Source organism: Flavonifractor sp. An92 (assembly GCF_002159175.1).
Lineage (GTDB): Bacteria > Bacillota > Clostridia > Oscillospirales > Oscillospiraceae > Pseudoflavonifractor_A.
This window is the reverse complement of the sequence record NZ_NFGZ01000018.1, coordinates 1-23,301: the sequence shown is the minus strand read 5'-3', so window position 1 is coordinate 23,301 and position 23,301 is coordinate 1. Positions and strand designations below refer to the sequence as shown.

Here is a 23,301-nt window from a genome sequence, read left to right as displayed (position 1 = left end):
CCGCGGACACGCGGCGCGCGCTTTGTCTTTCCAGAAAGGAAACCTTGCGCTTTCCTGGAAATAGTGATACAATTTTTTGATAAATTCTCTGGAACAAACGGAAGCGGAGGAACACACTTGAAGCGAGAGACGACACAGATCAGCGGGGAGCAGATCGCCCTCCAGATGGACTACTGCATGAAGGTCCACGCCATGAATGCGGCCATGGACCACACCCCCCTGGCCATGGTGGACACCTACGGCTGTCAGCAGAACGAGGCCGACTCCGAGCGCCTGCGGGGCTATTTGAGCGAGATGGGCTACGGCTTCACCGACGACGAGCACCAGGCCGACCTGGTGCTGGTGAACACCTGCGCCATCCGGGAGCACGCCGAGCAGCGGGTGCTGGGCAACGTGGGCGCCCTCACCCACACCAAGCGGGCCAACCCCAACCAGATCATCTGCCTGTGCGGCTGCATGGCCCAGGAGGAGCACGTGGCGAAAAAGGTGAAGGAGTCCTACCGGCAGGTGGACATCCTCTTCGGGCCCCACGCCCTGTGGCGCTTCCCGGAGCTGCTGTGGCGCTTCCGGGCCACCGGCAAGCGGGTCTTTGAGAACACCGACGAGGCCGGCTCCATCGCCGAGGGCATCCCCGTGGTGCGCCAGGGCACCGTGAAGGCCTGGGTGTCCATCATGTACGGGTGCAACAACTTCTGCACCTACTGCATCGTGCCTTACGTCCGGGGCCGGGAGCGCAGCCGCAAGCCGGAGGTCATCCTGGAGGAGATCCGGGGTCTGGTGGCCGACGGCTACAAGGACATCACCCTTCTGGGCCAGAACGTGAATTCCTACGGCAAGGACCTGGACGAGAAGGTGGACTTCGCCGACCTCCTGAAAGCCGCTTCGGAGATCCCCGGGGAGTTCCTGCTGCGCTTCATGACCAGCCACCCCAAGGACGCCTCCCAGAAGCTCTTCGACACCATGGCGTCCTCCCCGAAAATTGCGCCCTGCTTCCACCTGCCCTTCCAGGCGGGCAACGACCGGGTGCTGAAGGCCATGAACCGGGTGTACGACCGGGCGGGGTACCTGGACAAGGTCCGCCGCCTGCGGGAGGCCATTCCCGACGTAGTGATTACTTCCGACGTCATCGTGGGCTTCCCCGGCGAGACGGCGGAGGAGTTCGAGGACACCATGACCCTCATTGAGGAGGTGCGCTTCGACGCCCTCTTTACCTTCATCTACTCGCCCCGGGTGGGCACTCCCGCCGCCTCTATGCCGGACCCCATGTCCCGGGAGGAGAAGCTGAAGGAGTTCCAGCGCCTGGTGGAGCGGCAGGACCAGATTTCGGAGGAGAAGCACGCAGCCTACATCGGCAAGACCGTCCGCTGTTTGGTGGACGGGAAGGACGAGAAGGGCCTCACCGCCCGCACTCCCGGCAACCGGCTGGTCCACCTGGAGGGGGACGAGAAGCTCATCGGGCAGTTTGTGAACGTGGCTATCACCGGGGCCAACAAGTGGTCCCTATTCGGCGAGCTGGCCTAAGGCCCCCAGCCGGGCCCCCACGGACAGGGCGGCGCGGATGAGGGATTCCTCCTCCGCGCAGGCCGTCAGGAAAAGGTGGCCCTCGAAATCCTCCAGGTGCCGCAGGGCCTCCGGGTCCAGATGGTCCTGGAGCCAGGAGAAGTGCCAGTCCCGATAAGCACGGTTCTGCTCATACTCCGGGTCGGAGAGGAAGCGGGGCGCCTGCTCCCGAACGTAGGCGCTGAGGTATTCCAGTAAGTCGGACATGGCGGCACCTCCTAGACAACAGCTCCGTTTGGAGATATTATAATCATATCAGCTCCGAATGGAGCTGTCAAGAGGAAGCACAGGATGAGTGTTTTATCAGAGCGCTTGAAAGAATTGCGGCTGGCCAATCAGAAGAAGCAGGACGAACTTGCCGAACTTCTGGACCTGTCGTACAGCGCCTATAAACGGTATGAATATGGCGAGCGGGAGCCCACCGCCTCCACCATCGTGCGCATGGCCCGCTACTTTAACGTCAGCAGCGACTACCTGCTGGGCCTCCGGGACGAGCCGTAAGACCCGGCCCCGCCGGGGGTGTGCTCGCCGCACGGGCGTCCTGCGCGGACAGCGCCCGATTTCTTTTCGCGGAAAAGAAACCGGGGAAAGAAAAGGCGGAGAGGGGAACTTCTCGTTCCCCTCTCCACTCCCCTCCAAAAGGGCGGCCTTTTGGGGGGCCGCCCCATATTGGCAGGGTACAACGCTTTCCGGATAGGCGGAAAGCCTGGAATTGGCCACGCCAGGGTAATGAAATCCCTCCGCAGCCGGATGGAGGCCGGGGAGCGTTTTGGGGGAGTCCAGAGGGGGGTATCCCCCCTCTGGGCTTTCTTTCCCACCGCTTTCTTTGCAAAGAAAGCGGTGCCCTGTCCGGGCAGGACGCCCGCCCGGCGAGGGCAACCCCACCGGGCTTCCGGTCAGGACAAAGAATGAGAGAAAAGGAGTCAGACACCATGCCAGCAGACACCACGCCCATGATGCGCCAGTACATCGCCATGAAGGAAGCCCACCCGGACTGCATCCTCTTTTTCCGGCTGGGGGATTTTTATGAGATGTTCAACGAGGACGCCAAGCTGGTGTCCAAGGAGCTGGAGCTGACCCTGACCAGCCGGGACCGGGGCAAGCCAGAGGAGGAGCGCACCCCCATGTGCGGCGTGCCCTACCACTCCGCCGACGCCTATATCGCCCGGCTCATCTCCCGGGGGTACAAGGTGGCCATCTGCGAGCAGATGGAGGACCCCGCCACCGCCAAGGGCCTGGTGGACCGGGACATCATCCGCATCGTCACCCCGGGTACCGTGATCGCCTCCTCCATGCTGGACGAGGGGAGAAACAACTTTATCTGTTCCATCTATGAGGACGGGGACGGCACCGGCCTGTGCCTGTGCGACATCTCCACCGGCGAGATCTCCGCCGCCGCCTTCCACGGCCCGGACGCCGCCGAGCACCTCCAGAACGAGCTGGGGCGCTTCTCCCCCCGGGAGGCCCTGCTGTCCGCGGGCGCCTATGAGGACGGCGCGCTGGTGTCCTTCCTGCGGGACCGGCTGGAGTGCCGGTGCGAGAACGGCGGGGAGGACCGCTTTGACGCGGAAGCCGCCCTGGAGACCGTCCACCGCCAGTTCACCGGCGAGAACGCCCCCACCGGCGGGGAGGACGGCCACGCCCTCCGGGCGGTGGGGGGCCTTCTGGCCTACCTCTACGAGACCCAAAAGACCGACCTCTCCCACCTCTCCACCCTGCGGTGGTTCACCTCCGGGCAGTACATGGAGCTGGACCTCACCGCCCGGCGGAACCTGGAGCTTACCGAGACTCTGCGGAGCAAAGAGAAGAAAGGGAGCCTCCTCTGGGTGCTGGACAAGACCCGCACGGCCATGGGCCGCCGCCTCATCCGCACCTGGATGGAGCGGCCCCTCCTGTCCCCGGCGGCCATCGAGCGGCGGCTGGGGGCGGTGGAGGCCCTGGTGGGGGCCTCCATCCGGCGGGACGAGCTGATTTTGCTCCTGCGGGAGATCACCGACCTGGAGCGCCTCATCGGGCGCATCGTCTACGGCACCGCCGGCGGCCGGGACCTGGTGGCCCTGGGGACCGGCCTGGGCAAGCTCCCCGCCCTGCGGGAGGCGCTGGACGGGCTGGACAGCCCCCTCCTGCGTACCCTCCAGGGGGAACTGGACGACCTGGCCGACCTGCGGGACCTCATCGTCCGGGGCATCGTGGACGAGCCCCCCTTCTCCGTGCGGGAGGGCGGCTTCATCCGGGACGGCTACGACCCGGAGGTGGACCGCCTGCGGGGCATCCTCAACGGCGGCAAGGACATGGTGGCCGCCATCGAGGCCCGGGAGAAGGAAAAAACCGGCATCAAGAGCCTGAAAGTGGGCTATAACAAGGTCTTTGGCTACTACATCGAGGTGTCCAAGACCTATTACGACCAGGTGCCCGCGGACTACATCCGCAAGCAGACCCTGGTCAACTGCGAGCGCTACATCACCCAGGAGCTGAAGGACCTGGAGCACGAGATCCTCACCGCCCAGGACCGCATCACCTCTCTGGAATATGAGCTCTTCTGCTCCATCCGGGAGGAGGCCGCCGCCAAGGTGGGAGAGATCCAGCGCTCCGCCGCCGCTGTGGCCCAGGTGGACGTGCTCACCTCCTTCGCCGCCGTGGCCGCCGAGAACGGCTACTGCCGCCCGGAGGTGGATCTGTCCGACACGGTGGAGATCACCGAGGGCCGTCACCCGGTGGTGGAGAAGATGCTGAAAGGGAGCCTCTTTGTCCCCAACGACGCCCACCTGGACGGCGGGGAGCACACCGTGGCCATCATCACCGGCCCCAATATGGCCGGTAAGTCCACCTACATGCGCCAGGTGGCCCTCATCGTCCTCATGGCCCAGATGGGTTCCTTTGTCCCGGCGAAATACGCCCACATCGGCGTGGTGGACCGGGTGTTCACCCGCATCGGCGCCAGCGACGACCTGTCCGCCGGACAGTCCACCTTCATGGTGGAGATGACGGAAGTGGCCGAGCTTCTGAAAAACGCCACCCGGAAGAGCCTCCTCATCCTGGACGAGATCGGCCGGGGCACCTCCACCTACGACGGCATGGCCATCGCCCGGGCGGTGCTGGAGTACTGCGCCGATAAGAAGAAGCTGGGGGCCAAGACCCTCTTTGCCACCCACTACCACGAGCTCACCGCCCTGGAGGGGGTCATCCCCGGGGTGGAGAACTACAACATCGCCGCCAAAAAGAAGAAGGATGACGTCCTCTTCCTGCGCAAGATCGTCCGGGGCGGGGCGGACCAGAGCTACGGCATCGAGGTGGCCAAGCTGGCCGGGGTGCCGGACAAGGTCATCAAGCGGGCCCGGGCCATCCTGCAGGAGCTGGAGGAGGGGAGCGCCCCCGCCGCCGCGCCCGCCGCGGCCGCCCCTGCCGCCGACGCCGGGCAGATGAGCCTGGGCGACCTGGGGGCGATCCAGGCGGCGGAGCGCCTGCGCCGGGTGGACGTGAACACCCTCACCCCCATCGAAGCCATGAATCTGGTCTACGAGCTCAAGCAAATGCTCTAAAACGAGCCCGCACCGTCTCCAAAGGAGGAAGTGCCTATGTACCCGCGCCGTATCTGGCAGGCGCCGCTGACCACGGCGGAGCTCATCCGCGCCGCCGTGCTGTGTGTGGTCTACTTTTTCATTTTTCCCCTGGCCATGGGCTGGGTGCAGACCGCCGCGGGGGCGGAGCTCCCCGTGGCGGAGGCCAGCGTGGTGTACTACCTCATCGCCGTGCTGCTGGTGTTTCTGCTGTTCTGGGGCTTCCTGCACCGGGATTTTCTCCGGCTCCTGGACCGCCTGCCGGAGAATCTGACCGCCTTCGCCGCCGCGCTCGTGGGCTGGGTGGTGCTGGACTTTCTGGTCCGCCTCATCCCCCTGCCGGTGACCGACCCCAATGAGATGACCTACCGCCTGGAGTACCTCCTGTCCCCGACGGCTACGGTGGTCATCGTGGTGGTGCTCATGCCGGTGGTGGAGGAGATGCTCTTCCGGGGCTTCTTCTACGGCGGCACCCGGCGGTATAGCCGCGCCCTGGCCTGGGTGCTGTCGGTGGTGCCCTTCGCGCTGTACAGCGTGTGGCAGTTCGCCTTCTCCTACGGCATGGTGGACCTGCGGTATCTCCTGCTGGCGGTGCGGTATCTGCCCGCCGGTCTGGCCCTGACCTGGTGCTACGACCAGGGCGGCTCGGTGTGGGCCGCCATCTTCCTCCACATGGCCGTCAACGGCCTGACCCTGTTTCGTATCCTGTCCTGACGGACGTTAGAAAGACGGTGACCCTATGCCTCACATTCAGACCCTGGACGCCCATCTGGCCGACCTGATCGCCGCCGGCGAGGTGGTGGAGCGCCCCGCCTCGGTGGCCAAGGAGCTGCTGGAAAACGCCATTGACGCCGGAGCCTCCGCCGTGACGGTGGAGATCCAGAACGGCGGTATGACCCTCATCCGGGTCACGGACAACGGCTGCGGCATCGCCCCCGAGGAGGTGGAGACCGCCTTCCTCCGCCACGCCACCAGCAAGATCCGCACCGAGTATGACCTGGAGGCCATCGGCACCCTGGGCTTCCGGGGGGAGGCTCTGGCCGCCATCGCGGCGGTGTCCCGGGTGGACCTGCTGACCCGCCTGCCCGACCGGCCCATGGGAGTGTCTCTGGAGCTGGAGGGGGGCGTGGTGGTCTCCAAGGAGGAGGCCGGGTGCCCGGCGGGCACCACCATGGTGGTGCGGGACCTCTTTTACAACACCCCGGCCCGGCTGAAATTCATGAAGAAGGACAGCGCCGAGGGCGCGGCGGTCTACGCCGCCGTGCAGCGGGAGGCCCTCTCCCACCCGGAGGTCAGCGTAAAATTCCTCCGGGACGGCAAGCAGGAGATGCACACCCCCGGGGACGGCTCCCTGGAGAGCGCGGTGTACGCCGTTTTAGGGCGGGAGACCGCGCTGGGCCTGCTGCCGGTGTCCGGCTCCGGCGAGGAGATGAAGGTCACCGGCTTCACCTCCCGGCCCACCTGCTGCCGGGGCAGCCGGGGGGGACAGCACTTCTTCGTCAACGGCCGCTATGTGAAATCCCGTACCATGATGGCCGCCCTGGAGGAGGCCTACGCCAACCAGAAGATGGTGGGCAAGTTCCCCGCCTGCGTCCTCCACCTGACCACCAAGCTCAACGCCGTGGACGTGAACGTCCACCCCACCAAGCAGGAGGTCAAGTTCGGCAGCGACAAGCGGGTCTTTGATACCGTCTACTACGCCGTCCGCTCCGCCCTGGAGGGGGACCGGCAGCGCCCGGCGGCGGTGCTGGAGAAGCCGAAAGCCCACGACACCGTCACCCCCAACCAGACCGCCTTCCGCACCATGACGGCGGAGCAGTACCGCGCTATGGCGGAGACGGAGACGAAACCCGCCGCCAAAAAGCAGCCTGTTCGGCCCGGCTTGTCCGCCCTGGAGCGGCTGGGGCGGGCGCCGCTCCGGGACTTCACCGTCCCCCGGACGGCGGAGCGCCCGGCGAACATTCAGACGCCCCCGGTGCCCCCTCCGGCGGTGTCCCGCCCGGCAGAGCGGGTGGAGAAGTCCATCTCCCAGCCGGTACGGACCGAAGTGCGTGTCCCTGTGCGGACCGAGCCGGTCCGTCCGCCGGAACAAGCTGCCCCTGTGCCGGAACCCAAGCCCCAGACGATGCCGGAGCCGGAGCCTGTGCCGGTCCCCGTGTCGGAACCCGACCCCACCCCCGAGCCGGAGCCCTGGCGCGTGGCCGGAGAGGTCTTTGACACCTACATCATCGTGGAGCAGGGGGACAAGGTCCTCCTCATCGACAAGCACGCTGCCCACGAGCGGATGAATTTCGACAAGCTCAAGGCCGAGGGGTACACCCCCATGTGCCAGATGCTGCTCACCCCGGTGATCTTCACCCCCACCGCCGAGGAGGGAGCCATTCTGCTGGAGAACCTGCCCCTGCTGGGGCGCTTCGGCTTTGAGGTGGAGGACTTCGGGGGCGGCAGCCTCATCGTCCGCCAGTGCCCGGACTACCTGGACACCGGGGACATCCAGCCCACCCTCACCTCCCTGGCCGGGGAGCTGCTCACCACCGGCCGGGCCGACCCGGCGGCGGCCCGGGACGCCCTGATGCACACCATGGCCTGCAAGGCGGCCATCAAGGGGGGCCAGAAGAACGGCCCCCAGGAGCTGGAAAAAGTGGCCGGAGCCGTGATGCGGGGCGAGGTGAAATACTGCCCCCACGGCCGCCCGGTGGCCATCGAGCTGAAGCGCAAGGAGCTGGAAAAGCAGTTCAAGCGGGCCTGAGGGGCAAAAAATTTCCCCGGCTCGACCGATTTCACGGGCATAAATGGAAATTATTGGTTAGCATAGAGCCATCCCTGGGCCGGACACGTGCCGGCCTTAGAAAGAAAAGGAGTGCAGCTCTATGCAAAAGATCAACAACCTTCAGGACCTCTTCCTGCTCCGCGCCCGGAGCACCCGCGCCAATGTGACGGTATTTCTGGTGAACGGATACCAGATCCGGGGCCAGATCACCGGCTTTGACGCCTTCGTGGTGGTGGTACACAGCGAGAGCAAGCAGCAGGTCATATACAAGCACGCCATCTCCACCATCGTGCCCGAGCGGGCCATCTCCCTGGACAGCGGACGTTCCGCCGGGGAGGACGCCGGGCGCTAGCCGGTGGAGGGGCGGCGGAGGCCCCAGGCGGGCGGAGGAATGCGAATGAAGCAAGGCGAGGTTCTCAACCGGGTGATGATGCTGGTGCTCTTCGGGGCGGTGCTCCTCTATCTGGGAGTCACGGTCTGGAAGGGGCTCACCGATCCCTACACGCTGGCCACCTGTTACGCCACTACGGTGGAGGAGACCATGGAGGTCACCGGCTTTCTGGTGCGGGAGGAGCAGGTCATCCAGGGCGGCGGCGCCGCCGTGGTGGAGCAGCTCTACAACGAGGGGGAGAAGGTGGCCAGCGGCGCCACCGTGGCCCTGCTGTACTCCAGCGCCGACGCCGCCCAGCGTCAGGCCCAGCTCCAGACCCTGGAGGAGGAGCGGACACAGCTTCAGTACGCCCTCACCGCCACCAATACCGTCAGCGACAACGCGCGGCTCAACGAGGACATCATCGACGCCATCGTGGACCTGCGCTCCTCCGCCGCCAACGGCGACCTGACCCGGCTGGAGGACCAGACCCTGGAGCTGCGCAGCCTCATCTACCAGCGCTCCAGCGCCTATGAGGGCGGCGACACCGCCGCGCTGCAGAGCCAGCTGGACAGCGTCAACGCCCAGATCTCCGCCCTCACCACCCAGGCGGGGGCGGACACCACCCGGGTGACGGTGAGCCAGCCGGGCACCTTCTCTGGCCTGGTGGACGGCTATGAGTCCATCCTCACCCCGGAGGCGGTGGAGGCCATGACCCCCGCCCAGCTCAAGGCCGTGGGCACCCAGACCGTCACCGCCCAGAGCGGCGCAGTGGGCAAGCTCATCACCGACGCCACCTGGCGCTTTGCCTGCGTCCTCACCGAGGAGGAGGCCAACCGCCTCACCGAGGGCAAGAGTGTGGAAGTGCGCTTCTCCCGGGACTGGTCCGGCGAGGTGGACATGAAGGTGGAGCGCGTGGGCGCGCCGGTGGACGGCGAATGCGTGGTGATCTTCTCCACCGACCGCTTCCTGTCGGAGACCACCCTGCTGCGCCGCCAGACGGTGGAGCTGGTCTTTAGTTCCCAGGAGGGCCTGCGGGTCCCCAGCGGCGCCATCCGCACCCTGGAGCAGACCGTCACCGATGAGGACGGAAACGAGAGTACCGTGCAGACCGTGGGCGTCTACGCTGTGGTGGGCATGCAGTATGAGTTCAAGCCCGTGGAGATCCTGGCCCGCCGGGACGACTACTGTGTGGTCGCGCCGGTGGAGGATTCCTCCTCGGCCAAGACCATCCTCCGCGCCGGGGACCAGGTGGTCATCGCCGGCGACGAGATCTTCGACGGTATGGTCGTAGACTAGAAGCAGACAGAGAGAGGTGCGTATCATGTCTTTGGCAGAGAACATCCAGAAGGTGCGGGAGAACATCGCCCAGGCCGCCCGTGAGGTGGGCCGGGACCCCGGAGAAATCACCCTGGTGGCGGCCACGAAGGTCCAGACCTCGGACACCATCCGGGAAGCCATCGCCGCCGGCATCACGGTGTGCGGTGAGAACCGGGTGCAGGAGATGACCGCCCACCTGGGCGACGACGCCTATGCCGGCGCCGCCCTCCACTTCATCGGCCATTTGCAGACCAACAAGGTGAAGTTCGTGGTGGGCAAGGTGGACCTCATCGAGTCGGTGGGGTCGGAGCACCTGCTGGAGGCCATTGAGCGCCAGGCGGAAAAGATCGGCGTGGTGCAGGATATCCTGCTGGAGGTCAACGTGGGCGGCGAGGAAAGCAAGAGCGGCGTGGCCCCCGAGGACCTGTTTGCCCTGGCCCAGAAGGCCGCTGTGCTTCCGCATGTGCGCCTGCGGGGGCTCATGGCCATCCCGCCCGCTGCCCATGCGCCGGGGGAGAATCGCCCCTTTTTTGCCGAGATGAAACAGCTTTTTGTTGACATAAAGGGGAAAATGGACGATAATAGTTCTGCTATGGATTCTCTCTCCATGGGTATGAGCGGCGATTATATGGACGCCGTCCGGGAAGGCGCCACGCTGGTCCGGGTGGGTACAGCGCTCTTCGGCCCCCGGCCGCCCATGGGAGCGCCTCACTAAGCGGTATCCCTGGGCCGGCGGCCCGTCGGAAATAAATCAGGAGGAACGGTTTTTTATGGGACTTATGGATGAACTCAAGCGCCTGGCCCGTCCTTATGAGGACGAAGAGGATATGGACGATTACGAAGACGACTTCGAAGACAGCCGCAGCAGCCGCCGCGACGACTACAACGACCGCAAGAGCCCGGCCAAGAAGGAGCCCGCCTCCTTCAACATGGAGCCGGAGCGCCGCAGCAACAAGGTGGTCAACATCCACACCACCACTCAGCTGCAGGTGGTGCTGGTGAAGCCCGACCGCTTCGAGAACGCCGCCGAGATCGCCGACCACCTGCGGGAGAAGCGCACCGTGGTGCTCAACCTGGAGCAGACCAACAAGGACATTGCCCGGCGCCTGCTGGACTTCCTCTCCGGCGTGGCCTACGCCAACGAGGGCAAGATCAAGAAGGTGGCCATCTCCACCTACATCATCACCCCCTACAACGTGGATATCTTGGGGGATCTCATCGACGAACTGGAGAACAACGGGCTCTACTTCTAAGCGCTCCAGTTTGAAACAAAAGACCGGGCGGAACGCACGGGAGAGAAACGGGGTTTTGACTTATGATGACTCCTCAGGAAGTCTCCGAGCACGCCTTTGCCAAGGCGTCCTTCGGCGGCTACAATATGGCCATGGTGGACGAATTCCTGGATTTGCTCACCGAGGATTATACCGCGCTCTATAAGGAAAACGCTGTCCTGAAGAGCAAGATGAAGGTGCTGGTGGACAAGGTGGAGGAGTACCGCTCCACTGAGGACGCCATGCGCAAGGCCCTGCTCACCGCCCAGCGGATGGCCGACGAGATGGTGGCTGAGGCCGAGCAGAAGCGCAACACCATGCTCCAGACGGTGGACGCCGAGGTCCGCACCCGCCGCAACCAGCTCGTCCAGGAGGTGGCCAACGAGGAGGGCCGGCTGGAGGCCGCCCGCAAGGCCACGGCCGCCTATGTGGCCAAGCTCAAGGAGCTCTACCAGCACGAGATGGACTATCTCCGCAGCCTGGACCAGTTCACCGCCCCCGTGGCGGCGGAGGAGCCGGTCCAGACCGCCCAGCCGGAGCAGCCCGCCCCCAAGGCGGAGGAGCCCGATCTCACCGCCGACACCATCACCATCGAGGTGCCGGTGGAGGACAAGTCGGACGGCGGGCTCTATGCCGAGCTCATGGAGCTGAACATGAACCCCGCTGAGGGCGAGCGCCACAAGCGCCCCTCCCGCCAGCCCATCGAGCGCCCGGAGGCCGAGGAGCCTGCGGAGGAGGAGGACGACACCGCCCCCACCAAGCGCATCGACTTTTCCAACCTCCAGTTCGGCCGGGACTACGAAATCAAGTGAGCCCCCTTGACAGGAGCGGGGAAAACGGATAAGATAGTAGCGTTTTCAATATCCAAACGCGCAGAAGAGGACCAGTAGCGCCGCGTTTGCTGCCCAGAGAGCCGCCGTTTGGTGTAAGGCGGAGAGCAGCGCGGCGGGAAGATCGCCTTGGAGCGGCCCGCTGAACCAAACAGTAAGCGGGGACGGGCAGCGGCCGTTATCCCGCCTCCGTGCGTCTGCACGGGCTGAGTGGCCGCCCCCGGCGGCAAAAAGAGTGGTACCGCAGAGGACTAGAAGCGCCTTTGTCTCTTGTTTGACAGGAGACAAAGGCGTTTTTTCGTATCGAAAGGAGACGCGATGGAAGAGAATCTGGACTGGGAGGAGCCCCTTACCCTGGAGGATGTGGCCGATCTGCCCCGGTATCAGGCGGAGAGCTTTTCCGACGCCCCGGAGCTGATCCAGTGGGTGCGGAAGGAGGAGCCCTTTGTGCTGAGCGTGGAGGACATGCCCAGCGAGATCTCCCGGCGTATCGTGGATTTCCTGTGCGGCGCAGTCTTTCTGGCCGGGGGGAGGATCCGCAGACTCACCATGGACCACTTTCTGATCACCCCGCCGGAGGATTGATCCGGCCCCTGAGATTCATCAATTCTTATGTTTGGAGGAACAACCCATGGACTACAACCAGACTGTCCACCTGCCCCAGACCGACTTCCCCATGCGGGCAGGTCTGCCCAAGCGTGAGCCGGACATGCTCAAGGAGATGTACGACCACGACCTGTACAACAAGATGGTCAAGCGCAACGAGGGCAAGCCCACCTTCGTGCTGCACGACGGCCCTCCCTACGCCAACGGCAACATCCACATCGGCACCGCCCTCAATAAGATCCTCAAGGACATCATCGTCAAAGAGAAGAACATGACGGGCTTCTGCGCCCCCTACGTCCCCGGCTGGGACACCCACGGCCTGCCCATCGAGTCCGCCGTCCTGAAGGACAAGAACGTGAAGCGGGAGGAGATGACCACCGCTCAGTTCCGCACCAAGTGCCGGGAGTATGCCGAGAGCTACATCGCCAAGATGACCGGCCAGTTCCAGCGCCTGGGCGTCCTGGGCGAGTGGGACAACCCCTATATCACCCTGCTGCCCGAGTTTGAGGCCAAGCAGATCGAGGTCTTTGGCAAGATGGCCGAGAAGGGCCTCATCTACAAGGGCATGAAGCCGGTCTACTGGTGCCCCCACGACCAGACCGCTCTGGCCGAGGCCGAGATCGAGTACGCCGACGACCCCTGTACCACCATCTTCGTCAAATTCCCCGTCCGGGACGACAAGGGCAAGCTGGGCCAGTACGCCGACCTCTCCAAGGTCTACTTCGTGATCTGGACCACCACCCCCTGGACCATCCCCGGCAACTTCGCCATCTGCCTGAACGCCGACTTCGACTATGTGCTCCTCCAGGTGCCCTCCGGCGACGTGTACGTCCTGGCCAAGGACCTGGCCGAGAGCGTCTGCAAGGCCGCCCACATCGACTTTGAGGCCTGCAAGGTGCTGGCCGAGCTGAAGGGTTCTGAGTTCGAGCTGATGACCGCCAAGCACCCCCTCTTCGACCGGGAGAGCGTCATCCTCAACGGCGAGCACGTTACCCTGGACGCCGGCTCCGGCTGCGTCCACACCGCCCCCGGCTTCGGCGCCGAGGACTTCCAGATCTGCCAGCAGTACGACAAGGCGGGCCTGACCCACATCGGCGTGCCCGTGCCCGTCAACGCCAAGGGCGTCATGACTGACGAGCGCTACAACGGCCAGTTCTACGCCAAGGGCAACGACATGGTGGTGGAGGACCTGGAGAAGGAGGGCTTCCTGGTCGCAAAGGAGCAGATCACCCACTCCTACCCCCACTGCTGGCGCTGCAAGCACCCCATCATCTACCGCGCCACCGAGCAGTGGTTCTGCTCCGTGGAGGCCATCAAGGACGCCGCCGTCAAGTCCTGTGACGAGATCCAGTGGCATCCCGGCTGGGGCAAGGAGCGCATGATCTCCATGATCTCCGAGCGCAACGACTGGTGCATCTCCCGTCAGCGCGTGTGGGGCGTGCCCATTCCCATCTTCTACTGCGAGGACTGCGGCGCCGATATCGTGACCCCCGAGACCATCGCCCATGTGGCTGAGCTCTTCCGGGAGCACGGCTCCAACGTGTGGTTCGACCGTGAGGCCAAGGACCTGCTGCCCCAGGGCTTCGTGTGCCCCAAGTGCGGCAAGACCCACTTCACCAAGGAGACCGACATCATGGACGTGTGGTTCGACTCCGGCTCCACCTGGGCCGCTGTCGCCGCTGAGCGTCCCTACCTGAAGTATCCCGCCGACCTCTATCTGGAGGGCGGCGACCAGTACCGCGGCTGGTTCCAGTCCTCCATGCTGACCTCCATCGCCGTCAACGGCGTGGCACCCTACAAGCAGATCGCCACCCACGGCTGGACCGTGGACGGCGAGGGCAAGGCCATGCACAAGTCCCTGGGCAACGCTGTGGCCCCCGATGAGGTCATCAAGGACTACGGCGCCGACATGCTGCGCCTGTGGGTGGCCTCCGCCGACTACACCCAGGACATGCGCATCTCCAAGGACATCATGAAGCAGCTGTCCCAGGCCTACCTGAAGATCCGCAACACCGCCCGCTACATGCTGGGCAACCTCTGCGACTTCAACCCCGACACCGACGCCGTGGCCCTGGAGAACCTGATGGAGCTGGACCGCTACGCCCTCCACGCCCTCAACGAGCTGGTGAAGAACGTCCGCGCCGCCTATGACCGCTACGAGTTCCACGGGGTGTACCGCGCCGTGTACAACTTCTGCGTCATCGACATGTCCAACTTCTATCTGGACATCATCAAGGACCGGCTGTACTGCGGCGCCGAGGCCGAGCGCCGCTCCGCCCAGACCGCCCTGTACCACATCCTGGATGGCATGACCCGCCTCATCGCCCCCATCCTGGCCTTCACCTCCGACGAGATCTGGCACGCCATGAAGCATGCCGCCGGCGTGGACGCCGAGAGCGTCCTGCTGAACGACATGCCCTCCGACAACGCTGCCTACGCCCTGGGCGAGGACGCGAAGGCCCGCTGGGAGAAGCTTATCTCCCTGCGCGACGCGGTGAACAAGGCTCTGGAGAACGCCCGCAACGCCGGCGTGTTCAAGAAGGCCCAGGACACCGAGGTCACCGTGTCTGTGTCCGCCGAGGACGCCGCCTTCCTGGAGGGCGTGGACCTGGCCAGCCTGTGCATCGTGTCCAAGGTCACCGTCACCACCAACGCGGTGGAAGGGGAGAAGAACGAGGATGCCCTCATCCCCTGCACCATCGCCGTGAAGCTGTCCGAGGCGCCCAAGTGCCCCCGCTGCTGGAACCACTGCGATTCCATTGGTACCGAGGGCCACCACGCCGAGCTGTGCGACCGCTGCGCCGCTGTGGTGGGGCAGTAACCCTATAACACCAAAGAGAGGATGCCGGAGACGGCGTCCTCTCTTTTTGCGTGTATTTCCTGGGTAGCCCGGGGGATTCGCCCTCGCCGGGCGGGCCGCTTACCCAGCGGGGGCCCGATTTCTTTTCGCGGAAAAGAAACCGGGGAAAGAAAAGGCGGAGAGGGGAACTTCTCGTTCCCCTCTCCACTCCCCTCCAAAAGGGCGGCCTTTTCGGGGGCCGCCCCATATTGGCAGGGTACAACGCTTTCCGGATAGGCGGAAAGCCCGGAATTGGCCACGCCATGCCTTGGAAACACCGCCGCAGCGGAATGAAAGCCGGGATGCGCTTTGGGGGAGTCCAGAGGGGGGTATCCCCCCTCTGGGCTTTCTTTCTCACCGCTTTCTTTGCAAAGAAAGCGGTGCTCCCGCCGAGCAGGCGGCCCGTGCGGCGAGCACATCCATCCGAGGCCCGCGGAAAAGGAAACCCCCGCGGTCCTGCCGGAAACCGCGGGGGTCGTTTCTTATTTGCTTACTGGCGCAAATTCCGCCCGGCACAGATTGGCCAGATCGGCGGGGGAGAGCTCCACCTGGGCGCCGATCTTTCCGGCGCTGACTACCATGGTCTCCAGGTCCCGGGCGCTCTCGTCCAGCACCGTCTTGAACTGCTTTTTCATCCCCAGGGGGGAGCACCCGCCGTGGACGTATCCGGTCAGGGGCAGGAGCTCCGCCTGCCGGATCATCTCGATGGACTTCTCGCCCACCGCCTTGGCGGCGGCCTTCAGGTCCAGCTCCCCGGTGACGGGGATGACGAACACATAATATTGCTTGCCTGCGCCCCGGGTCACCAGGGTCTTGAACACCCGCTCCGGGGGCAGATCAATGAGAGCCGCCACGCTGCGGCCGTCCACCGCGCCGTCGGGACAGGCGTAGTAGTGGCGGGTGAAGGCCACCTTCTTCTGGCCCAGCAGGCGCATCACGTTGGTTTTTTCCTGTGCCATGGTACATCGCTTCCTTGCTTTTTTGCCCAAAAAGGGCTATCCTGTTTGACGGAACTACCTTACCACAGAACTGGAGTGATTTCAATGGACTTCCGTCCTTACGTTCCCGCCCTGAGAGACTACGCCCGCCTCCTGCTGGGGGCCGACAGCCCCAGCGGCTACACCCGCCATGTGATCGACCTGGCGGAGGGCCTGGCCCATTCGATGAACTACGAGACCCGCCGCAGCCGCAAGGGCAACCTCACTATCCTGGTGCCCGGCCGCGACAGCAGCCGCACCGTGGGCGTGTGTGCCCATGTGGACACCCTGGGCCTGATGGTCCGCTCCATCACCGCCAAGGGCGAACTGCTCTTCCGCAAGATCGGCGGGCCGGTCCTTCCCAGCCTGGACGGCGAATACTGCACCATCTACACCCGGGACGGCCGCTCTTACAGCGGCACCGTCCTCTCCCTCTCCCCGGCGGCCCACGTCTTTGACGACGCCTCCACCCGGGCCCGGGATGTGGAGAATATGTACGTCCGCCTGGACGAGAAGGTGTTCACCGCCGAGGATGTGCGGGCCCTGGGCATCGAGGTGGGGGACTACATCTGCTACGACGCCAAGACCAAGTTCACCCGCAGCGGCTTCCTGAAGTCCCGCTTCATCGACGACAAGGGGAGCGCCGCCGTGCTCCTCACCCTGCTGCGCTGGGCCGCTGAGCAGAAGAAGCGCCCGGCTTACAATGTGGAGATCACCTTGACCGTCTACGAGGAGCAGGGCCACGGCGGAGCCACCTTCTCCCCGGAGCTCAGCGAGCTGCTGGCGGTGGACATGGGCTGCGTGGGGGCCGACCTCAACTGCGACGAGTACCACGTCTCCATCTGTGCCGCCGACAGCGCCGGTCCCTTCGACTACGACATGGTGACCCGCCTCTCCAAGCTGGCCAAGGAGAACGACATCCCCGCCGTGCTGGACGTGTACCCCCACTACTCCTCCGATGCGGCGGTGGCCTGGAAGGCCGGCCTGGATGTGCCCGCCGCCCTCATTGGTCCCGGCGTCCAGGCCTCTCACGGCATGGAGCGTACCCATCAGGACGCCCTGCTGGGCACCCTGGCGCTGGTGGAGCGGTATCTGGACTTCCAGTAAGTTCAGCCCTCCTTGACGCGCCGGGTGATCTCCCCTAAGGCCTCACCGGCTTCCATCTCAAAGCCCCGGCTGCGGGCCAGGTCGCTGAGGGACAGCATCCCCACCACCTTGCTGCCCTCCACCACCGGCAGCCGCCGCACCTGGGCCGCCGCCATCACCCGGGCGGCCTCCTGCACGTCGGCGCCGGGGGAGACCCAGGCGCAGTTGCGGGTCATGATGTCCCCCACCGGGAGCCGCTCCGGATTTTCACCCGGGGCCAGACAGCGGAGCACCAGATCCCGGTCGGTGACCACGCCCCGCAGCCGCCCGTCGTTCTGACACACTGGCAGCACCCCCAGGTCGTACCGGGACAGGAGCCGGGCGGCCAGCGCCGCGCTCTCCATGGGGGTGATGGTGACAATGGGGGAGGTCATCAGGTCTTTTACCAGCATCGCAAAACGCCGCCCTTTCCGTGTGGATACCTGAGTATCCCCGGAAGGGGCGGCGTTTATTCTAGTTTTTGGAAGTTTGGAGGGCCAGATTGCGCCGGATCACCGCCGGGCCCCGCCAGGCAAAGGCCCGATCGCCGTAGCGCTCCTTGAACTGCCGGTTGGTGACGCCCTCCACCATGTCCTCGGTCAGGTTCTCCACCAGATCGTCCCGGAAGGTGGATACCCCGGTGGCTTTTGGGTGTGCGTTGTAGGGGCACACTTTCTGGCACAGGTCGCACCCCCAGGCCAGAGGGTGGGACGCCAGAAGGGCTTCCTGCTCCGGGGGCAGCTCCCCCTTTTTCTGGGTCAGGTGGGAGAGGCAGCGCTCCGGGTCAAAAGTTTCCCCACGCAGTGCCCCGCCGGGGCAAACCTTTTGGCACTTCCCACAGCGGATACAGGGGGGACTGGGGGCGCGGTCAGGGGGAGGGGCCGGGTGGTCGGTGAGGATGGTGCCCAGAAAGACCCAGGAGCCGTAGGGCGGCACGATCACCAGTCCGTGCTCCCCCCGCAGGCCGATGCCCGCGGCCCAGGCGGCCTCCCGCTCCGGCAGGGGGGAGTTGTCCACACCGGGCACAAAGCGGTACGCCGGGTATTTCTCGTGGAGGACCTCACAGATGGGATTTAAAAGGTCCCCTAAAACCAGGTGGTAGTCCTTCCCCCGGGCGTAGAGGGAGAGGTTTCCCGGCGCGTCCCCGGCGTAGTAGGGGACAGCGCACACCAGCACACACTGCGCCCCGGGGCAGAGGGCCTCCGCCTTCTCCCGGGCATTTTCATCCATGTGGGGCGTAAGCGTTTCGTAAGAGGTCCACCCCCAGTCCGCCGCCCCACCGGCGGCAAAGAGGGAGTCCAGCAAGGCCCGGTTCACTGCCGCTTGTCGTACTCGGCCAGGGCCTTCTGGGCCAGCAGGCCGTCGGGGACGCAGGGCTCGGGGCCGTTCTTGCGCTTCTGCTCCATCTCACAGCCCTTGCCCGCCAGCACCACCACCGCCGGGGTGTGACACTCCAGCACCGCCCGGAACACCGCCTCGGGGCGGTCGGGGATGACGGTGCCCACCTTGCCGTAGTGGTCCAGATAGCCCTGAATGTCGGCGCAGATGTCCACCACTTCCTCGGGGCCGGGGTCGTCCTCGGTGAGGAGGATGCGGTCGGCCCAGGCTCCGGCGGCGTTGCCCATACCCTCCCGGCGGTCTAGGCCCTTGCCGCCGGTGCAGCCGAAGAGGACGGTGAGCTCCCGTCCCGGGTACTCCGCCCGGGCGGAGCGGAGGAGGGCCTCCAGACTCATGCCGTTGTGGGCGTAGTCCACAATGACCGACACCTCTCCGTTGGCGGAGGTATAGTGCTCCATGCGGCCGGGGACGGCGGCTCTGGCGAGACAGTCGGCCACAATGTCGCCGGGGATTCCGTAGAGCTCCGCCACGCCCACGGCGGCCAGGGCGTTCTCCAGGTTGAAGAGCCCCGGCATGCCTAGCACCATGTCCCGCTCATAGGAGGGGGTGCGCAGGTGGAAGGCGGTGGTGCTCCCCACCTTGTGTACGTTGGTGGCGTAGACAGTGGCGGAGGGGTCTTTCTGGGAGAAGGTCACTACCTGGGCGCAGGATGCGGAAGCGGCGTCGTGGACCTCCCGGGCGTGGTCGCAGTCCAGGTTGATGCAGGCGGTGCGGGCCTGGCGGAAGATGAGCAGTTTCGAGGCGAAGTAATCCGCCCAGTCGGGGTGCTCGTTGGGGGAGATGTGGTCCTCCCCGATGTTGAGGAATACGGCGCAGGAAAGGTCCACCCCGATGACCCGGCCGTACTTGAGGGCCTGGCTGGAGCACTCCATGGTGACATAGTCCGCACCGGAGGAGCGGGCGTGGAAGAGGTGGCGCTGGAGGTCCAGGGGCTCGGGGGTGGTGAGCTTGGCGGGGCGGCGCTCCACGCCGTCGTCGGTGACGATGGTGGACAAAATGGCGCTCTCGCGGTGGCCCTGAGTGGCCAGCCAGGCGTCCAGGATGGATTTGATATAGTAGGCGGCGGTGGTCTTGCCCTTGGTGCCGGTGATGCCGGTGATGGTCAGCCCGCCCGAGGGGTGGCCGTAGGCCAGGTCGGCCAGCAGGCCCATGGCGGCACGGATGTCGGTGACCCGGATGCAGGGGGCGGCGCCCCCCTCGGGGTAAACCTGCTCGCTCACATAGGCGAAGGCCCCCCGCTCCAGAGCCTGGGCCAGGTACTGGCCCTTGAACGCCTTGCCCTTGCAGAGAAAGAGGGTGCCGGGGACCACCTTCTGGGAGTCGCAGGACACCAGAGCCACCGGCTGGGCCAGATTGGCCTTCAGCGGGGTCTGGTTGGCCAGCAGGCCGTGCTTGATGAGGAGCTGATAGTAGTCGCCCAGGGGGAGAATGGGTCGTTCCATGGCGGATACCTCCTGAAAGAGTGGAAAAACCGGGACGCGGTGCGCCCCGGCTTGCGTTCAGTCGATCTTGTAGCCCACGCCCCAGACGGTCTTGATGAAGCGGGGGTTGCGGGACGGCTCCCCCATCTTCTCCCGCAGGCGGCGGATGTGGACCATGACGGTGTTGTTGCGGTCCAGGTATTTCTCCTTCCAAACGCTCTCAAAGAGGCGCTCGGCGGAGATGACCTGCCCCCGGTTCTCGCACAGCATCCACAGGATGTCGAACTCGATGGGGGTGAGGACCAGCGGCTGGTCGTAGAGCCAGCACTCGTGGGTGGCCCGGTTGATGACCAGGCCGTTGATGTCGAGGACGTCCCCGGAGCCCCGGTCCACCTCGTTGTAGCGGGTGTAGCGGCGCAGCTGGGCCTTCACCCGGGCCACCAGCTCCAGCGGGTTAAAGGGCTTGGTCATGTAGTCGTCGGCCCCGATGGTGAGGCCGGTGATCTTGTCGGTGTCCTCGGCCTTGGCGGTGAGCATGAGGACGGGGAAGTGGTGCTCCTTGCGGATCTCGCCGCAGAGGGTGAAGCCGGAGATGTCGGGGAGCATCACGTCCAGAATGGCCAGGTCCAGGGGCTGGCGCTTCACCAGCTCCAGGGCCTCGGTGCCGCTGCCGCAGGTGTGGACGGTGAAGCCCTCGCTCTGGAGGTAGACCTCCACCAGGTCGGCGATCTCCGGCTCGTCGTCCACCACCAGGATATGGGCGTCCATGGGGGGCCTCCTTTCTCAGACCATGCGCAGGGGGTAGCCGCAGGCGGTGATGCACTGCCGGGCCAGCACGTCCATGGCGTCCAGGTAGTACCCGGGCAGGCCGTGGTAGCTGCGGTAGACGCTCAGCTCAGTGCAGCCCAGAATGGCCCCGTCACACCCCAGGTCCCGGCGGAGACAGCGGTCGATGACGGCGAACTTCTCCCGGGAGCCGGTCTCGCCCCGCTTGATCTCGTCGTAGATGATGGACATGACCAGCTTCTGCACCTCCGCAGGGAGGGCGGGGCAGGCGAGGCCCAGGGCCTCGCACTCCCGCTGGTACACGCCGGTCTGGACGGTGCCGTCGGTGGCCAGGATGCCCACCCGGCGGCAGCCGCTCTGGGCCATGACGGCGGCGGTCTCCCGCACCATATGGATGAGGCGCAGTGACTTCAGTTCGCTCTGGAGCCGGTCGGCGAAGTAGTGGGAGGTGTTGCAGGGGATGCCCAGGATGGTGCACCCGGCGTTCTCCAGGAGCTTCGCGCCGGCCAGAAGCCGCTGATAGCAGGCCTCAGCCCCCTCGCCGCCGCCCAGAATGGCGGCGGTGCGGTCGGGCATCTGGGTGTCGCTCCAGATGAGGGTGGGCACGTGGTCCTGGTCCCGGGCGGCGTCGGTCATGTCCAGGATGCGCTGGTAGAAGATCTGGGTGGCCTGGGGGCCCATGCCGCCCAGAATACCAAGGCGTTGTTCCGTCATTTCGCCTTCTCCATGGAGCTGGCGTAGCGCTGCTTGTAGCGCCACTGGTCCTTGATGATGCGCAGCTTGTGGATGAGGTTGTGGTCGGCCTTGTAGAAGAGGGGATTCACCACGGCGCCGGACTGCTCCAGGGACTTCATCTCCTGGCGGTAGCGCTTGTTCACATAGTCGTAGGCCACGCTCTTGGGGATGACCCACCACATGTGGCGGTTCTTGGTGACGGTGAGGGGGCAGGACTTGCCCTCGATGCGGTCCTCCACCAGGTACTTGGCCAGGTTGTAGCCCGCGCCGGTGACGTAGTAGTTGCTGCGGCCCTGGCGGGTGTTGATCTCAAAGACCTTGAACTTGCCGTCCCGCTGGTCGTACTTCACGTCGAAGTTGGAGAAGCCGGTGTAGCCGATGTCGTCCAGGAAGCGGCGCAGCTGCTCGCACAGCTCCGGCTCGGGCTCGGTGATGATGACGGCGTGGTTGCCGATGCCGTGGCGGGTGTGCTCCTCCAGCAGCACGTGGCCCACGCACATCAGGCGCACCTTGCCGTCGGCGCCGGAGTAGTTGGTCACCACCCGCATGAAGCTGTCGTCGCCGGGGATGAAGTCCTGGATGATGAGGGAGTCCTCATAGCCGTGCTCGTAGATCTCGTCCAGCACCCGGTCCACCTCCTCCCGGGTCTGGAGGACGTAGGCCTTCTTCTGGGTGTCGAAGGGGTGGTCCCAGTAGGTGGCACTCTCGGCGGGCTTCACCACGAAGGGGCCGTCGAAGGGGAGGGTGAAGTCGTGGCCCATGCCCTTCTTGTAGACGAAGGTGGCGGGGTGGTCGATACCGTACTTGTCACACAGCTCGTAGAACTTCTCCTTGTGGATGAGAGTCTCCATGAGGGAGAGGTCAATATAGGGCGCGATGACGTTTTCGGGGAAGTTGGGCAGGTTGCAGGCGATGGAGGTCAGGTAGTTGTCGCCGCAGCCCAGGAGGATCACCTTGCGGTCGGCAAACTCAGCGGCCACCTTCTTCACATTGGCCAGCACCACCTCGGGCTCGTCGTTGTGCTCACACACCCGGTAGTCGATGATATCACTGCCGAAGCACGGGCCGGAGGGGTACATGCCATAGGCCACGGTCTTGACGCCGTAGGCCTCGTGAAAGGCCCGGGCCATGCTGTATACGTTGATGTCGGCCCCCAGGAGCAGGGGCACAAAGCGGTTTTCCATTGTAAACGCCTCCATGGCAATTTGAAGTGGCTCCCCAACGGGGAGTCCAACGGCGCGGCGGGGTCGTTAGCCCGCCGCGCGCTTGACCTGGTAGACCCCCTGGATCTGCCCCAGCTTGTTGATGACCGAGGTGAGCTCGGCCTGGTCCTTGACCTCCAGCACGATGGACACGGCGGCGTAGCCGTCGGGCATGGAGCGGGCGGAGAGGCTGGTGGTCTTGACCTTCACCACCGAGAGGGCCATGGCGATGTCCAGGGTGAGGCCGTCCCGGTCCTTGGCGGAGATGGAGAGAGAAGTTTTGTAGGCGGTGGGCTGGTCGCCGTCGGTGACCCAGGACACCTTGACCCAGCGTCCGGCCTCCTCGGGCTTGCGCTTCTCAGGGGCGCAGTTGGGGCAGTCGGCCCGGTGGACCGACACGCCGAAGCCCCGGGTGATGAAGCCCACGATGGGGTCGCCGGGGACGGGGGTACAGCACTTGGCGAATTTCACGAGGCAGTTGTCCAGCCCCTCCACCACGATGCCGGAGTCGGAGTGGCGGGGGACCTTGGGGGC

22 protein-coding genes and 1 other annotated feature are annotated in these 23,301 nt (G+C 65.3%); of the genes, 13 read left to right on the top strand and 9 right to left on the bottom strand.

Annotated features, from left to right (window positions below):
* Positions 1-117 precede the first annotated feature (117 nt).
* A complete protein-coding gene (gene miaB, locus B5G43_RS11885) occupies positions 118-1,521 on the top strand; it encodes a tRNA (N6-isopentenyl adenosine(37)-C2)-methylthiotransferase MiaB (RefSeq protein ID WP_087261655.1) in 1,404 nt (467 codons plus the stop codon).
* On the opposite strand, the gene B5G43_RS11880 is transcribed toward miaB, so the two are convergent.
* On the bottom strand, positions 1,501-1,767 hold the full coding sequence (locus B5G43_RS11880; protein ID WP_087261653.1) for a hypothetical protein: 267 nt from the start codon (positions 1,765-1,767) through the stop codon (positions 1,501-1,503). The two genes, miaB and B5G43_RS11880, sit on opposite strands and share 21 nt — an antisense overlap.
* A 105-nt stretch (positions 1,768-1,872) precedes the next feature.
* On the opposite strand from B5G43_RS11880, the gene B5G43_RS11875 reads away from it, so the two are divergent.
* The 11 genes from B5G43_RS11875 (at position 1,873) to ileS (ending at position 15,105) form a co-directional block, all read left to right on the top strand.
* A complete protein-coding gene (locus tag B5G43_RS11875; RefSeq protein ID WP_158097424.1) occupies positions 1,873-2,061 on the top strand; it encodes a helix-turn-helix transcriptional regulator in 189 nt (62 codons plus the stop codon).
* A gap of 431 nt (positions 2,062-2,492) precedes the next feature.
* Complete coding sequence (gene mutS / locus B5G43_RS11870; protein ID WP_087261649.1) at positions 2,493-5,099, top strand: DNA mismatch repair protein MutS; 2,607 nt, start codon at positions 2,493-2,495, stop codon at positions 5,097-5,099.
* A 36-nt stretch (positions 5,100-5,135) separates the two neighbouring features.
* On the top strand, positions 5,136-5,831 hold the full coding sequence (locus B5G43_RS11865; RefSeq protein ID WP_087261647.1) for a CPBP family intramembrane glutamic endopeptidase: 696 nt from the start codon (positions 5,136-5,138) through the stop codon (positions 5,829-5,831).
* A 25-nt stretch (positions 5,832-5,856) separates the two neighbouring features.
* Positions 5,857-7,866: a DNA mismatch repair endonuclease MutL gene (gene mutL / locus B5G43_RS11860; RefSeq protein ID WP_087261645.1), complete on the top strand. Its 2,010-nt coding sequence runs from the start codon at positions 5,857-5,859 to the stop codon at positions 7,864-7,866.
* 121 nt (positions 7,867-7,987) lie between these two features.
* A complete protein-coding gene (hfq, locus tag B5G43_RS11855; protein WP_087261643.1) occupies positions 7,988-8,239 on the top strand; it encodes an RNA chaperone Hfq in 252 nt (83 codons plus the stop codon).
* A 45-nt stretch (positions 8,240-8,284) separates the two neighbouring features.
* On the top strand, positions 8,285-9,556 hold the full coding sequence (locus B5G43_RS11850) for an HlyD family efflux transporter periplasmic adaptor subunit (protein ID WP_087261641.1): 1,272 nt from the start codon (positions 8,285-8,287) through the stop codon (positions 9,554-9,556).
* Positions 9,557-9,581: 25 nt separating this feature from the next.
* Positions 9,582-10,292, top strand: a complete 711-nt coding sequence (locus B5G43_RS11845; protein ID WP_087261639.1) for a YggS family pyridoxal phosphate-dependent enzyme — start codon at positions 9,582-9,584, stop codon at positions 10,290-10,292.
* 55 nt (positions 10,293-10,347) lie between these two features.
* Positions 10,348-10,830 carry a cell division protein SepF gene (locus B5G43_RS11840; RefSeq protein WP_087261637.1) on the top strand — a complete coding sequence of 161 codons (483 nt, stop codon included), beginning with the start codon at positions 10,348-10,350 and terminating at the stop codon, positions 10,828-10,830.
* A 62-nt stretch (positions 10,831-10,892) separates the two neighbouring features.
* Positions 10,893-11,660 carry a DivIVA domain-containing protein gene (locus B5G43_RS11835; protein WP_087261635.1) on the top strand — a complete coding sequence of 256 codons (768 nt, stop codon included), beginning with the start codon at positions 10,893-10,895 and terminating at the stop codon, positions 11,658-11,660.
* A gap of 52 nt (positions 11,661-11,712) precedes the next feature.
* Positions 11,713-11,952 (top strand) — a binding site (T-box leader).
* Positions 11,953-11,996: 44 nt separating this feature from the next.
* Complete coding sequence (locus B5G43_RS11830) at positions 11,997-12,263, top strand: cell division protein SepF (protein WP_087261633.1); 267 nt, start codon at positions 11,997-11,999, stop codon at positions 12,261-12,263.
* Between the two features lie 46 nt (positions 12,264-12,309).
* Entirely contained in the window at positions 12,310-15,105 is a 2,796-nt protein-coding gene (gene ileS / locus B5G43_RS11825) for an isoleucine--tRNA ligase (protein ID WP_087261631.1), read from the top strand.
* 500 nt (positions 15,106-15,605) lie between these two features.
* Here ileS and ybaK read toward each other — a convergent pair whose 3' ends face one another.
* On the bottom strand, positions 15,606-16,082 hold the full coding sequence (gene ybaK, locus B5G43_RS11820) for a Cys-tRNA(Pro) deacylase (protein WP_087261629.1): 477 nt from the start codon (positions 16,080-16,082) through the stop codon (positions 15,606-15,608).
* A gap of 84 nt (positions 16,083-16,166) precedes the next feature.
* Between ybaK and B5G43_RS11815 the strand changes: the two genes are divergently transcribed.
* Positions 16,167-17,207 (top strand): M42 family metallopeptidase, encoded by a 1,041-nt coding sequence (locus B5G43_RS11815; RefSeq protein ID WP_087261627.1) that lies wholly within the window; start codon positions 16,167-16,169, stop codon positions 17,205-17,207.
* A 2-nt stretch (positions 17,208-17,209) separates the two neighbouring features.
* Here the strand turns inward: B5G43_RS11815 and B5G43_RS11810 are convergent, their stop codons facing one another.
* From B5G43_RS11810 to B5G43_RS11780, 7 genes are all read right to left on the bottom strand, one after another.
* Entirely contained in the window at positions 17,210-17,638 is a 429-nt protein-coding gene (locus tag B5G43_RS11810; RefSeq protein WP_087261625.1) for a CBS domain-containing protein, read from the bottom strand.
* Positions 17,639-17,699: 61 nt separating this feature from the next.
* Positions 17,700-18,542, bottom strand: a complete 843-nt coding sequence (locus tag B5G43_RS11805; RefSeq protein ID WP_242960551.1) for a QueG-associated DUF1730 domain-containing protein — start codon at positions 18,540-18,542, stop codon at positions 17,700-17,702.
* Positions 18,539-20,065 (bottom strand): UDP-N-acetylmuramoyl-L-alanyl-D-glutamate--2,6-diaminopimelate ligase, encoded by a 1,527-nt coding sequence (locus B5G43_RS11800; protein WP_087261622.1) that lies wholly within the window; start codon positions 20,063-20,065, stop codon positions 18,539-18,541. Before B5G43_RS11800 ends, B5G43_RS11805 begins: the two co-directional genes overlap by 4 nt.
* A 57-nt stretch (positions 20,066-20,122) precedes the next feature.
* Positions 20,123-20,812: a VanR-ABDEGLN family response regulator transcription factor gene (gene vanR / locus B5G43_RS11795; protein ID WP_087261620.1), complete on the bottom strand. Its 690-nt coding sequence runs from the start codon at positions 20,810-20,812 to the stop codon at positions 20,123-20,125.
* Between the two features lie 15 nt (positions 20,813-20,827).
* Positions 20,828-21,544, bottom strand: a complete 717-nt coding sequence (locus tag B5G43_RS11790; RefSeq protein WP_087261618.1) for an amino acid racemase — start codon at positions 21,542-21,544, stop codon at positions 20,828-20,830.
* The gene (locus tag B5G43_RS11785) at positions 21,541-22,749 is read right to left on the bottom strand and encodes an ATP-grasp domain-containing protein (protein ID WP_087261616.1); all 1,209 of its coding nucleotides are present in this window, start codon (positions 22,747-22,749) and stop codon (positions 21,541-21,543) included. The genes B5G43_RS11790 and B5G43_RS11785 overlap by 4 nt, the downstream gene beginning before the upstream one ends.
* 66 nt (positions 22,750-22,815) lie before the next feature.
* Positions 22,816-23,301 (bottom strand): ACT domain-containing protein (locus tag B5G43_RS11780; protein ID WP_143382865.1); only part of this gene is annotated, 486 nt, incomplete at its 5' end.

Coding starts and splice junctions, on each gene's coding strand:
- B5G43_RS11800 (WP_087261622.1), bottom strand. CDS start 20,065: ATGGAACGACCCATTCTCCCCCTGGGCGACTACTATCAGCTCCTCATC.
- mutS (WP_087261649.1), top strand. CDS start 2,493: ATGCCAGCAGACACCACGCCCATGATGCGCCAGTACATCGCCATGAAG.
- B5G43_RS11845 (WP_087261639.1), top strand. CDS start 9,582: ATGTCTTTGGCAGAGAACATCCAGAAGGTGCGGGAGAACATCGCCCAG.
- B5G43_RS11830 (WP_087261633.1), top strand. CDS start 11,997: ATGGAAGAGAATCTGGACTGGGAGGAGCCCCTTACCCTGGAGGATGTG.
- ybaK (WP_087261629.1), bottom strand. CDS start 16,082: ATGGCACAGGAAAAAACCAACGTGATGCGCCTGCTGGGCCAGAAGAAG.
- B5G43_RS11835 (WP_087261635.1), top strand. CDS start 10,893: ATGATGACTCCTCAGGAAGTCTCCGAGCACGCCTTTGCCAAGGCGTCC.
- B5G43_RS11865 (WP_087261647.1), top strand. CDS start 5,136: ATGTACCCGCGCCGTATCTGGCAGGCGCCGCTGACCACGGCGGAGCTC.
- ileS (WP_087261631.1), top strand. CDS start 12,310: ATGGACTACAACCAGACTGTCCACCTGCCCCAGACCGACTTCCCCATG.
- B5G43_RS11790 (WP_087261618.1), bottom strand. CDS start 21,544: ATGACGGAACAACGCCTTGGTATTCTGGGCGGCATGGGCCCCCAGGCC.
- vanR (WP_087261620.1), bottom strand. CDS start 20,812: ATGGACGCCCATATCCTGGTGGTGGACGACGAGCCGGAGATCGCCGAC.
- B5G43_RS11840 (WP_087261637.1), top strand. CDS start 10,348: ATGGGACTTATGGATGAACTCAAGCGCCTGGCCCGTCCTTATGAGGAC.
- mutL (WP_087261645.1), top strand. CDS start 5,857: ATGCCTCACATTCAGACCCTGGACGCCCATCTGGCCGACCTGATCGCC.
- B5G43_RS11850 (WP_087261641.1), top strand. CDS start 8,285: ATGAAGCAAGGCGAGGTTCTCAACCGGGTGATGATGCTGGTGCTCTTC.
- B5G43_RS11815 (WP_087261627.1), top strand. CDS start 16,167: ATGGACTTCCGTCCTTACGTTCCCGCCCTGAGAGACTACGCCCGCCTC.
- B5G43_RS11785 (WP_087261616.1), bottom strand. CDS start 22,749: ATGGAAAACCGCTTTGTGCCCCTGCTCCTGGGGGCCGACATCAACGTA.
- hfq (WP_087261643.1), top strand. CDS start 7,988: ATGCAAAAGATCAACAACCTTCAGGACCTCTTCCTGCTCCGCGCCCGG.
- B5G43_RS11810 (WP_087261625.1), bottom strand. CDS start 17,638: ATGCTGGTAAAAGACCTGATGACCTCCCCCATTGTCACCATCACCCCC.
- B5G43_RS11880 (WP_087261653.1), bottom strand. CDS start 1,767: ATGTCCGACTTACTGGAATACCTCAGCGCCTACGTTCGGGAGCAGGCG.